General features: G+C 62.7%; 11 protein-coding genes and 2 tRNA genes. 6 read left to right on the plus strand and 7 right to left on the minus strand.

Features of this window, described 5'->3' with window-relative positions; genetic code table 11:
* The first annotated feature begins 224 nt into the window (after window positions 1–224).
* The 4 genes from ahpC (at window position 225) to GJ698_RS10125 (ending at window position 4,073) form a co-directional block, all read left to right on the plus strand.
* A complete protein-coding gene (ahpC, locus tag GJ698_RS10110; protein ID WP_154357487.1) occupies window positions 225–788 on the plus strand; it encodes an alkyl hydroperoxide reductase subunit C in 564 nt (187 codons plus the stop codon).
* Window positions 789–884: 96 nt separating this feature from the next.
* Entirely contained in the window at window positions 885–2,483 is a 1,599-nt protein-coding gene (ahpF, locus tag GJ698_RS10115) for an alkyl hydroperoxide reductase subunit F (RefSeq protein WP_154357488.1), read from the plus strand.
* A 167-nt stretch (window positions 2,484–2,650) separates the two neighbouring features.
* Window positions 2,651–2,935, plus strand: coding sequence for a helix-turn-helix domain-containing protein (locus GJ698_RS10120; protein WP_154357489.1), 285 nt, complete (start codon window positions 2,651–2,653; stop codon window positions 2,933–2,935).
* 100 nt (window positions 2,936–3,035) lie between these two features.
* Window positions 3,036–4,073: a HipA domain-containing protein gene (locus GJ698_RS10125; RefSeq protein WP_154357490.1), complete on the plus strand. Its 1,038-nt coding sequence runs from the start codon at window positions 3,036–3,038 to the stop codon at window positions 4,071–4,073.
* Between the two features lie 5 nt (window positions 4,074–4,078).
* Here the strand turns inward: GJ698_RS10125 and GJ698_RS10130 are convergent, their stop codons facing one another.
* The 7 genes from GJ698_RS10130 to GJ698_RS10160 form a co-directional block, all read right to left on the minus strand.
* The gene (locus GJ698_RS10130; RefSeq protein ID WP_154357491.1) at window positions 4,079–5,206 is read right to left on the minus strand and encodes an AI-2E family transporter; all 1,128 of its coding nucleotides are present in this window, start codon (window positions 5,204–5,206) and stop codon (window positions 4,079–4,081) included.
* Window positions 5,203–5,685: a cyclic nucleotide-binding domain-containing protein gene (locus tag GJ698_RS10135; RefSeq protein ID WP_154357492.1), complete on the minus strand. Its 483-nt coding sequence runs from the start codon at window positions 5,683–5,685 to the stop codon at window positions 5,203–5,205. Before GJ698_RS10135 ends, GJ698_RS10130 begins: the two co-directional genes overlap by 4 nt.
* Window positions 5,686–5,767: 82 nt before the next feature.
* Window positions 5,768–6,373, minus strand: coding sequence for an ABC transporter ATP-binding protein (locus GJ698_RS10140; protein WP_154357493.1), 606 nt, complete (start codon window positions 6,371–6,373; stop codon window positions 5,768–5,770).
* The gene (locus tag GJ698_RS10145) at window positions 6,364–7,449 is read right to left on the minus strand and encodes a hypothetical protein (protein WP_154357494.1); all 1,086 of its coding nucleotides are present in this window, start codon (window positions 7,447–7,449) and stop codon (window positions 6,364–6,366) included. The genes GJ698_RS10140 and GJ698_RS10145 overlap by 10 nt, the downstream gene beginning before the upstream one ends.
* A 79-nt stretch (window positions 7,450–7,528) precedes the next feature.
* Window positions 7,529–7,605: transfer RNA gene (locus GJ698_RS10150), tRNA-Asp, on the minus strand.
* Between the two features lie 23 nt (window positions 7,606–7,628).
* Window positions 7,629–7,704 (minus strand) — tRNA-Val (locus GJ698_RS10155).
* 98 nt (window positions 7,705–7,802) lie between these two features.
* Entirely contained in the window at window positions 7,803–8,648 is an 846-nt protein-coding gene (locus GJ698_RS10160) for a substrate-binding periplasmic protein (RefSeq protein WP_154357495.1), read from the minus strand.
* Window positions 8,649–8,747: 99 nt separating this feature from the next.
* Between GJ698_RS10160 and dinB the strand changes: the two genes are divergently transcribed.
* A complete protein-coding gene (gene dinB, locus GJ698_RS10165; protein WP_154357613.1) occupies window positions 8,748–9,896 on the plus strand; it encodes a DNA polymerase IV in 1,149 nt (382 codons plus the stop codon).
* Between the two features lie 71 nt (window positions 9,897–9,967).
* Window positions 9,968–10,864 (plus strand): recombination-associated protein RdgC, encoded by an 897-nt coding sequence (locus tag GJ698_RS10170; RefSeq protein ID WP_154357496.1) that lies wholly within the window; start codon window positions 9,968–9,970, stop codon window positions 10,862–10,864.
* Window positions 10,865–10,930: the final 66 nt, after the last annotated feature.

Below are 10,930 nucleotides of genomic sequence, written 5' to 3' on the forward strand. Positions count from 1 at the left end.
CGAATTCACAGCAACTATTGACCAGTCACTAAAGCCTTTCTTGCGCGAGCTTGGGATTGATTAAGACCAGCCGCATTTGGCGCTGAAACAGTGATAATGCTATACCGTTTGCAACGTCGATAGTAAAAGCCAATTGAAACTATTGGAACAATCAATTTTGCAAATGGGTTAAAAAGCCTTAAACTGGCGTCTCAATGATTCACAACCCCAACGAGGAAACCACAATGTCCCTGATCAATACTCAAATCAAGCCATTCGCCGCCACCGCTTATGTCGACGGCAAATTCATCGACCTGACCGAAGAGTCGCTGAAAGGCAAGTGGTCCGTTCTGATGTTCTACCCAGCCGACTTCACCTTCGTGTGCCCAACCGAACTGGAAGATCTGGCCGATTTCCAACCTGAATTCGCCAAACTGGGCGTGGACGTGTACGGCGTATCGACCGACACCCACTTCGCGCACAAAGCATGGCACGACACCTCGGACGCGATCAAGAAAGTGAACTACCCGCTGATCGGCGACCCAACCGGCAAACTGTCGCGTAACTTCGAAGTGATGATCGAAGAAGAAGGCCTGGCACTGCGCGGCACCTTCGTCATCAATCCAGAAGGCTTCATCAAAGTGATGGAAGTGCACGACAACGGCATCGGCCGCGACGCGTCGGAACTGCTGCGCAAAGTTAAAGCAGCGAAATACGTTGCCGAGCACCCAGGCCAGGTTTGCCCAGCAAAATGGACCGAAGGCGCAGCAACCCTGACCCCATCGCTGGACCTGGTCGGCAAGATCTAAGTCTTGAACAAGACTGCAGCACACAAGTAGTTACCGCGATGCCGGACCGGGCGTCCGGCCCGGCATACGCCTAAATATTTGTAAAGGAAGAAAATCATGTTAGACGCAACCCTCAAAACCCAGCTGAAAGCCTACCTGGAAAAAGTGGTTTACCCACTGGAGCTGGTCGCTTCTCTCGATGACAGCGCCAAAGCCCGCGAGATGAAAGAACTGCTCCTCGAAATCACCGAGTTGAGCGACAAAATCACGCTGGTGGAGCGCAGCGAAGCTGGCGTGCGCGCCCCTTCGTTCAGCATCAACCGTGTCGGCACCGATATCGCCGTGCGTTTCGCCGCGATTCCGATGGGCCACGAATTCACCTCGCTGGTGCTGGCGCTGCTGCAAGTCGGCGGCCACACCATCAAATTTGACGAAGCCGTGATCGAGCAAATCCGCAACCTGGATGGCGATTACGAATTCGAAACCTTCATGTCGCTGACCTGCCATAACTGCCCGGACGTGGTGCAGGCGCTCAACGCCATGTCGGTGATTAACCCACGCATCAAGGTGACCACCATCGACGGCGGCCTGTTCGCCAAGGAAGTGGAAGAACGCCAGATCCTGGCCGTGCCGATGATGTTCCTGAACGGCCAGCATTTCGGCCAGGGCCGCACCAACGTCGAGGAAATCCTCGCCAAGCTGGACACCAATGCCGGCGTGCGCCAGGCAGCTGAGCTGAGCAAGAAAGAGGTGTTCGACGTGCTGGTGGTCGGTGGTGGCCCTGCCGGCGCCGCTGCGGCGATCTACGCCGCCCGCAAAGGCATCCGCACCGGCGTACTGGCCGAGCGTTTCGGCGGCCAGGTGCTGGACACCCTGGCGATCGAGAACTTCATTTCGGTGAAAGAGACCGAAGGACCGAAGTTTGCCATCGCCCTGGAACAGCACGTCAAAGAATATGACGTCGACATCATGAACACCCAGCGCGCCAGCAAGCTGGTGCAGGTGGGCAAGGTCACCGAAGTGCACACCGCTTCCGGCGCCGTGCTGAAAGCCAAGTCGGTGATCCTGGCGACCGGCGCCCGCTGGCGCGAGATCAACGTGCCGGGCGAGAAGGAATACCGCAACCACGGCGTGGCCTACTGTCCGCACTGCGACGGTCCGCTGTTCAAGGGCAAGCGCGTGTCGGTGATCGGCGGCGGCAACTCGGGCGTGGAAGCGGCGATCGACCTGGCCGGCCTGGTCAAGCACGTGACCCTGATCGAGTTCGGCGCGGAACTGCGCGCTGACGCGGTGCTGCAACGCAAGCTGCGCAGCCTGGCCAACGTTACCGTGATCACCTCGGCGCAAACCACCGAGATCCACGGCGACGGCAAGATCGTCAACGGCCTGAGCTACACCGACCGCAACACCAATGTGTCGCACAAGGTCGAGCTGGAAGGCGTGTTCGTGCAGATCGGCCTGGTGCCGAACACCGAGTGGCTGAAAGGCACGGTGGCGCTGTCGCGTCACGGCGAGATCGACGTCGATGCCCGTGGCCAGACCTCGCTGCCAGGCGTGTTTGCCGCCGGCGACGTCACCACGGTGCCGTACAAGCAGATCATCATCGCCACCGGCGAAGGCGCGAAAGCGGCACTGTCCGCCTTTGACCACCTGATCCGCTCGGACGACGAGGAAGTTGTCGAAGAGTCGGCAGACAAGCAGGCCATGACCGCCTAAGCCGCTATAGTGACCGCAAAAGCCCAAAAGTTGGAGACAACTTTTGGGCTTTTTATTTCGGAGTTTCAGAAAAATGGAGCTTATTTCTCTGCTTGCATAAGAATTTCGGAAAAACAGAAATAATCAACCTATACTGAATGTAATGCTAAAATTTCTGAAAATCCGAAATGAATGCGAAAACCCCATCTTTGCCTGCGGTGCAGCTCGTCACGCACACTGCCGATATCGGTCACCAGATCCGTGCGCACCGGAAAAAACAGGGATTGCGAATTGATGATGCCGCCGCATTGAACGGCGTTTCCGTCGATCTTCTTTCCCGGCTGGAAAATGGCGCCGGTGGTGTGCGTACCGATAAGCTGCTGGCCGTGCTCGACGGACTTGGACTGACGCTTATTGTCGCGCCCAAGGACCATGATTTCCTGCGTACCCTGCCGCAAGACACCCTGCCATGAGCGACGACCTGCAACTCTGTCTATGACTGGAAAAGCGTCTGATCGCGGAAATCGGCTATATCCCGCTTGAGCAGCAGTGGTCCCTGCGCTATACGGAGGATTGGCGAACCGATGCCGCCGCCTTTCCCCTGTCGCCAGCCCTGCGGCTGGCCTGCGCGCCATTTCGATAGCGGAGCTGGATCAGCGGATCGCCGAGCGCGACACGCGTCCGTTGATCGAATGGGACGGCAAGATACGCATGTCGGTGGCCGGCTATCAGGACAAACTGCTGGTCTATGCCGATGGCGAGCCGGAAGCTGGGGCGCCCATGTTTCTGCCGGATTTTCCGTTGGCGTCCACACATATCCTCAAACCGCAGCCGACAGATGTGCGTCTGCCGCATATGGTGGCCAACGAGCATTTCTGCATGACGCTGGCGCAATCGCTGGGCTTGCCAGCTGCGCGGGTGGCAATCCTGCGCACCCCCAGGCCGGTGCTGGTGGTGACCAGGTTTGACCGCGCCATCCTGCATCGCGAAGAAAGCAAGGTCGAACGCAAGCACATCATCGATGCGTGCCAAGCCAGCGACCTGCCAGTCAGCTATAAATATGAAGGCAATATCGGCAGCGTCGGCGATGCCGCGCACTATCGCGACGGCGTCAGCCTGCCGAAGCTGTTTGAATTACTGCGGCATGTGAATCGCAAGGCGATCGACAAGCTGAGCATGTTGCGTTGGGCCTTGTTTCAATTGGTGATCGGGAACAGCGATGCGCATGGCAAGAATTTTTCATTCTTCGTCCATCGTTCGGGATTGCAGGCAGCCCCGTGGTATGACTTGGTGAGCGTCGTGCAATATCCGCAGCTCTCGCACGAATTGGCGATGGCATTCGGCGATGTCTTCATCATGGAGCAAATCAAGGGCTTTGCACTGGCGGATTTTGCGCAACGCTGCGCGATTGATCGCCGGTTGATGCTGCGCGAAAGCCGCCGTTTTCGTGACGGCGTACGGAAACACGCCATGGCGCTCGCGCATGCCGGCCCGTATGAAGAGGCCGAGCGCGATCTGGTGCAAGGCATCGCCGCATTCGCCATCGCTCAGTCGGAGCGGCTGTGCGACAGCGCGGCGGAGGCGCTCGGCATCCCTGATGAGTTGCTGTAGACGCTTCAGGAACTCAGGTCGTAGCTGGCTTGCCTGGTGCGCAGTTCGATGGCGTTGCGGTGGCGCGCGCGCAGGCGCGGGTCGGTGATCAGGCGGCCCAGGGTTTCGCCGATCACCATCACCACGCCCAGCAGCGGCAGCACCAGCATCAGGCCCGCCACGCCGGCCACCGAGCCGCCGATGAAGATCATCAGCACCGTGATCAGCGGGTGGATGTGCAGGCTGCGGCCCAGGGTCAGCGGCATGAACACGAAGTCGTCCAGCAGCCGCACCAGGATGAACACGCCGATCGCCAGGTAGGCCACCGACGGATCGGCCGGCGCATCGGTCGACGCCACCATCACCACCAGCATGCAGCCGACGATCGAGCCGACATACGGCACCCACGCCAGCACCGCCGCAATCAGGCCCAGCACCAGCGGCGACGACACGCCGATCGCCCACAGGCCCAGCGCCAGCACCGCCGTGTCCAGGATGGTCAGCCGGATCAGGCCGCGGAAGTAGCGGTGCGCGGTCTGGTCGACTTCATGCAGCAGGCACAGCGTGCGTTCGAAGAAGGCGTTCGGCACCGCGCGCGCCAGGAATTTCTTGAAGCGCAGGCCATCGCGCAAAAAGAAGAAGGTCAGGAACGGCGCCAGCAGCAGCGACGGCAGCCACGCCGCCACCGACACCAGGATGTCGGTCAGGTGCGACTGGATGAAGTCGCCGGTGAATTCGGTCATGCGCTGGTTGACGGTGTCGGCCAGCTGCACCTGCTGCAGGATGGGGAACTGCTGTTCCAGCGCCGTCATCGTATGGCGCACGAACTCCAGGCCGCCGGCCAGGTAGATCCCCAGCATGGCCTGCCACGAGGTGGTCGGCGCCGACTTCCAGTACACCGCCGCCAGCACGGCCAGCGCCAGCAGCAACAGGAACAGCGCGCCGACGCTGAGCGTGGCCGCATTCTGGCTGAAGCCCATGCGCACCAGCCGCTGCGTGGGCGGCTGCAGGATGTAGTACAGCACGATGCCAAGCAGGAAGGGAATCGCCAGGAACAGCATCTGCTGCAACAGGAACAGCAGCACGCAGGTGGCGGCGATGATGCCGCTCCATACCACCGGGCCGCCGCGCTTCTGGGTTGGCAGCAGGTTCATAAGGCTTCCAGCTGCGGCTTGCCGGTCATCCAGTCGCGCAGGCGGCGGCCGATGTGGCGCGCCAGGGCCAGCGAAATCTTGTAGCCGATCACGGGATCGGTATCCATCAGTCCCATGAAGTCGGCGCGGAAGAACACCGCCAGTTCGCAGTTGTCCAGCGCCCGCGTCTGCGCGTTGCGCGGCGAGTTGTCCAGCAGCGCCAGGTCGCCGAAGAAGGAGCCTGCCGACAGCTCGGCCACCACTTCGCGTGCCGCGCCCAGCTGGCGGCTGATGATCACGCGGCCCGACATCACCAGGTACAGCGCCTGGCCTTCCTCGCCCTCGTCGAAGATGATTTCGTCGGCCAGGTAGCGGCGTTCGTGCATCAGGCCGTCGACGATTTTCAGTTCGAGCGGCGTCAGCGACGCGAACAGCGCCGATTCTTTCAGGCGCAGCAGGCGTGGCGACAGCTCGGGCGATTTCAGGAAGCCGAAAATCAAGGGGGAACTCCAAGGTAAAGGGGGATGGCGACCTGTATTGTCGCCGGTTTTGTCCGCTTCCTGTGATTTTGTTGTTAAGAAATCACAGCTGCACGGTGCTGTTCAGCGGCAATGCCGGCTCCAGGTGGCTGGTCAGCAGGATGCACTGGCGCGCCAGCCGTTCCGGCGCCGACAGCTGCTGGCGCAGGTAAGCCACCGCGTCGACATCGAGGCCGTTGAACGGTTCGTCGATCAGCAGCAGGCGCACCGGCAGCGCCAGGGCCAGCGACAGTTGCATCTTCTTGTGCTGGCCCAGCGACAGCGTGGTCACCGGCTGGTCCAGCGTCGGCAGCAGATGGAAGGCGGCCAGCTCGGCGTTGAGCAGCGCGGCGTCGGCGCCCGGATACAGCGAGACGTGCATGTCCAGCACTTCGCGCACGGTCAGCCACGGCAGTTGCGGCGTGTCGCCGCCGCAGTAGTAGCAGTGCAGGCGGTAGGCCAGCGGCTGCGCGCGCAGTTCGATGTCGTCGATCCAGACCGTGCCGGCATGCGGCGTCAGCGCGCCGCCGGCCAGTTTCAGCAGCGTGGTCTTGCCGGCGCCGTTTTCGCCGCGCAGCCAGGTGACGCCGGCGCCGAGGCGCAGGCTGAACTGGCGGAACAGCGGATGGCTGGCGTATTCAAAGGTGAGCTGCTCGATTCTTAATTCCATAATTCGCTTCCGATGGCGGTCAGGATGAGGATGGCGCCGAGGACCAGGCCGACGCGGCCGCGCACACTGAGCTGGCGCAGAACAATGAGCGCCAGCTGGGCGACGGCGGCGGCGCACAGCCAGACGATGGCGACCGTGTGGCTGTAGCCTGGCGTGCTGCGGCCCAGCGTCAGCACGGCGAAGCACGCCATCACGGCCAGCGCCGGCAGCAAGGTGAACAGCATCGCCAGCCGGTACAGGCGTTCGGTGCGCAGCGGCCAGTCGGCGGCGAGCGGACGCAGCAGCGCGATCTGTTCGGCCACCGCCTTGTCGCCACGGTCGGTGAGCAGCATCAGCAGCAGCGCGGCGCAGGCGCCCCACAGCGCCGGCGGCACCACGGGCGGATGCCACATCCAGGCGCCGACACTGAGCAGCGCGCCTGCCAGCAGCAGGGTTTGCTGAATGCCGACCACGTTCTCGGCGCGCCAGTAGGGCAGCCAGAACAGCTGGAACCAGAAGCGCGCCAGACCGCCGCGCGACGGCACGTAGCTGGTCGGCGCGGGTCGCGCGCGGCCCGGCTGGCGCGCCGCCGGCATGCGGGCGCGATGGAACAGCATCAAGGTGGACAGCAGCCATGCCAGCAGCAGCGAGGCCAGCGTCAGCAGCAGCGCCTGCGGCGCCACGGGGCGCAGCCAGTCCGGCCACTGCTGCAGCCAGATCAGGGTGGACAGGGCGTAGGCCGCCGCCAGCGGCCCGACGATCATGCCGGCCACCGCCGCTTCGGCGATCCACTTGCTGCGCGCGGCGATCGGCAGCGGCAGGCTCCACGTCACCACCGCCGCCGGATGCAGGCGCTTGCGCAGCAGCCATACCGGCGCGCTGGCCAGCACGACCTGGCCGGCGAACAGTCCCAGCGCTTGCGGCCACGGCAGGGTGGCGGCAAACAATCCGGGCAGGGCGATGCAGGCGAGCAGTCCGACCATCACCGGGCCAAACGCCAGCAGGATGTATTCGAGCGAGCTTTGCAGGCTGCGGGCAAACTGCAGCAGCGCGTGGCGGGCCAGCCTGAGGCGGAAGCGGAGGTAGGAAGTTTTCATTGCCAAGCAGCTTACACCGACAATCTGAGGCGGAAATGAAAAAAGGCCTGATGCGAACATCAGGCCTTCTTCGGAATATTGGCGGAGCGGACGGGACTCGAACCCGCGACCCCCGGCGTGACAGGCCGGTATTCTAACCAACTGAACTACCGCTCCAATTCGTTGTTTATAAGTTTAGCTGGTGGGTGCTGAGAGGCTCGAACTCCCGACCTACGCCTTGTAAGGGCGCCGCTCTACCAACTGAGCTAAGCACCCAGAAAACTTATCAGCGTTGTTTCATTTAACTGCTACAACTGCTGAACGAGGCCGTATTCTATAGGAGCCTGATTCGATTCCGCAAGGGGTTTTGTAAATTATTTAGAAAATTGTGCCGGCGGCAGCGCGTCGAGAATTTCGCGCGTGCCGTCATGGAACAGCTGGCGCGTGATGTCGGCGCCCAGATAGTGTTCGTACAGGTGCTGCATGGTGCCGTCGGCAACAATGGAGCGCAGCGCGTCGGCATAGCGTTGCAGCACTTCCGGCGGCACCTTGTTGGCGACATACAGGCCGACCATGGCGCGCGGCGATTCCGTCACCATCGACGCGCGCATCTTGCCGAGCATGCCGAACTGGCGCTGGTTCAGCAGGTGGATGGTGGCCGGCGCCAGCGTGCCCTCGGCGCGGCCGGCCAGGATCTTGCGGAACACCACGCCGTAATCGTTGACGTATTCGAGCCGCCCCAGCTTTTGCAGGCGGTCCAGCTGCACCTGCGTCTCCGGCGTGTAGAAGATGCCGCGCGTGATGTTCAGGCGCGCCGTGCTGTGTTCGACGAATTCGGCCAGGCTGCGGAATTTTCCCGCGTGCTGGTTCAGCAGCACCAGTTCAAAGCGGGTGTAGGTGTAGGGCAGCCAGGTGCCGTAGCGGTCGCGTTCGGCGGTGCGCAGCGAGGCGCCGGTCATGTCCAGCTGCTTGTTGAAGAATTCCGCGTACAGGCGGCTGCGCGGGAACCAGCGCACTGTCAGCGGGCAGCCGCTGCGTTTTTCGATCGCTTCCAGCACATCCACATTGCTGCCGCGAACGACGCCGCCGTCCAGGTAGGACGAGTAGCCGAGATCGCTGACGCCGACCGTGGCCGGCGGACAGGCAGGCGCAGCCGCCGCGTGCGCACAGGCGAGCGGCAGCCACGAAGCCAACAAAACGGTGGTCAGGCGTTTGGTCATGCGAAGAGTGTAGCACCGACAACTTGCAGAATGGCTGGTTTCGAGAGATACTGTATGTATCCACAGTAATCATCTCCGACCATGGCTGAAATGGCTGAAATGGCTGACGCCGCGCGCCGCATTGCCCACATCGACATGGATGCGTTTTTCGCATCGGTCGAGCTGTTGCGTTATCCGCAGCTGCGCGGCCAGCCGGTGGTGATCGGCGGCCGTGGCTACGATCCCGAGCAGCGCGAGGACGGTTCCTACGTCTTCAAGCGCCTGCGCGACTATGTCGGTCGGGGCGTGATCACCACCGCCACCTACGAGGCGCGCGCCTTCGGCGTCGGTTCGGCCATGGGCATGATGAAGGCGGCCAAGCTGGCGCCGGACGCCATCCTGCTGCCGGCCAACTTCGACGCCTACCGCCACTACTCGCGGCTGTTCAAGGACACCGTGGCCGCCATCGCGCCGGACATCGAGGACCGCGGCATCGATGAAATCTACGCCGACCTGACCGACGTGCCCGGCGAAACGCATGAGCTGGCCACGCGCATCAAGCAGGCCGTGCACGCGGCCACCGGGCTGACCTGTTCGGTGGGCGTCACGCCCAACAAGCTGCTGTCGAAGATCTGCTCGGACCTGGACAAGCCCAACGGCCTGACCGTGCTGGGCTTTGAAGATATCCCGGCGCGCATCTGGCCGCTGAATGTGCGCAAGGTCAACGGCATCGGCCCCAAGGCCACCGCCAAGCTGGCCTCGCTGGGCATCGAAACCGTGGGCCAGCTGGCGCTGGCCGACCAGGGCCTGCTGCAGGATTATTTCGGCGCGCATTACGCCGCGTGGCTGGCGCGCGTGGCGCACGGCATCGACGAGCGCGAGATTTCCACCAGCCGCGAAAGCAAGTCGATCTCGCGCGAGACCACCTTCGAGCGCGACCTGCATGCGCGCCAGGACCGCGCCACGCTGTCGGGCATTCTGGTCACGCTGTGCGAGCGGCTGGCGGACGACCTGAAGCGCAAGGGCTACGTCAGCCGCACCATCAGCATCAAGCTGCGCTACGACGATTTCCAGATCGTCAGCCGCAACGTGACGCTGCCGCAGTCGGTGGCCGAGCCGGCCGCCATCCTGCAGGCGGCGCGCGAATGTTTAAAACGGGTGCCGCTGCAACGCAAGCTGCGCCTGCTGGGCGTGCGCGCCAGCACGCTCGAACCTCCCGGCGCCATGGCGCGCACGCCACAGCCGGTGCAAGGCGATCTATTCGCCTGAGCCCGTGCGGTGCGTCAGCGTGTAAAATGGCGCTCCTTTTGCAAATCTCCGAAACAAGGCCTGTCAACTTTATGTGGTTCAAGAATCTACAGATTTACCGTCTGCCGGCCCCTTGGGCCTACACTCCCGAACAACTGGAAGAAGCGCTGTCCTCGAACGCCTTCACGCCGGCCAGCAGCAATGAATTGCTGCGCCAGGGCTGGGACAAGCCGCGTCCTAACGGCGGCCTGGTCCACGTGGTCAACAAGCAGATGCTGATCCTGCTGGGCACCGAGAAGAAACTGCTGCCGGCCACCGTGATCAACCAGGTGGCCAAGGCGCGCGCCGCCGAAATGGAAGAAGCCCAGGGCTTCGCACCGGGCAAGAAAGCCATGAAGGAACTGAAGGAACGCGTGGCCGACGAACTGCTGCCGCGCGCCTTCTCGATCCGCGGCAACGTCTGGACCTGGATCGATCCGGTCAACGGCTGGCTGGTGGTGGACGCCGCCAGCCCGGCCAAGGCCGACGAAGTCATCAAGCTGCTGCTGAAGGCGGTCGACCGCATGCCGCTGGAAAGCCTGCGCGTGCAGCGCTCGCCGGTGGGCGTGATGACCGAATGGCTGCAGACCGACGAAGCGCCGGCCGGCTTCACGGTCGACATGGACACCGAGCTGCGCGCCACCGGCGAGAGCAAGGCGGCGGTACGCTACGTCAAGCACTCGCTGGACCCGGAAGAAGTGCGCCGCCACATCGCGGCCGGCAAGCAGTGCACCCGCCTGGCCATGACCTGGGACAGCAAGATTTCCTTCGTGCTGACCGAATCGCTGGCGATCAAGGGCGTCAAGCCGCTGGACGTGCTGGACGAAAAAGACGCCGGCGTGCGCAACGACGACGAACGCTTCGACGGCGATTTCATGCTGATGACGGGCGAGCTGGCCAAGCTGATGGCCGACGTGGTGGAAGCCCTGGGCGGTGAAGCCAAGGCTTGAACCTGAAATTACTTGCCGTTAAAGTAAAAATGCCGTGAAGTCGTTGATTTCGCGGCATTTTTTTTG

It is taken from the genome of Duganella aquatilis, from assembly GCF_009674565.1.
Taxonomy (GTDB): Bacteria; Pseudomonadota; Gammaproteobacteria; order Burkholderiales; family Burkholderiaceae_D; genus Rugamonas; species Rugamonas aquatilis.

What these genes read in the sequence shown, in the direction of transcription:
- dinB (WP_154357613.1), top strand. Translation starts at nt 8,748, where the DNA reads ATGGCTGACGCCGCGCGCCGCATTGCCCACATCGACATGGATGCGTTT.
- ahpC (WP_154357487.1), top strand. Translation starts at nt 225, where the DNA reads ATGTCCCTGATCAATACTCAAATCAAGCCATTCGCCGCCACCGCTTAT.
- ahpF (WP_154357488.1), top strand. Translation starts at nt 885, where the DNA reads ATGTTAGACGCAACCCTCAAAACCCAGCTGAAAGCCTACCTGGAAAAA.
- GJ698_RS10120 (WP_154357489.1), top strand. Translation starts at nt 2,651, where the DNA reads ATGAATGCGAAAACCCCATCTTTGCCTGCGGTGCAGCTCGTCACGCAC.
- GJ698_RS10170 (WP_154357496.1), top strand. Translation starts at nt 9,968, where the DNA reads ATGTGGTTCAAGAATCTACAGATTTACCGTCTGCCGGCCCCTTGGGCC.
- GJ698_RS10145 (WP_154357494.1), bottom strand. Translation starts at nt 7,449, where the DNA reads ATGAAAACTTCCTACCTCCGCTTCCGCCTCAGGCTGGCCCGCCACGCG.
- GJ698_RS10130 (WP_154357491.1), bottom strand. Translation starts at nt 5,206, where the DNA reads ATGAACCTGCTGCCAACCCAGAAGCGCGGCGGCCCGGTGGTATGGAGC.
- GJ698_RS10160 (WP_154357495.1), bottom strand. Translation starts at nt 8,648, where the DNA reads ATGACCAAACGCCTGACCACCGTTTTGTTGGCTTCGTGGCTGCCGCTC.
- GJ698_RS10140 (WP_154357493.1), bottom strand. Translation starts at nt 6,373, where the DNA reads ATGGAATTAAGAATCGAGCAGCTCACCTTTGAATACGCCAGCCATCCG.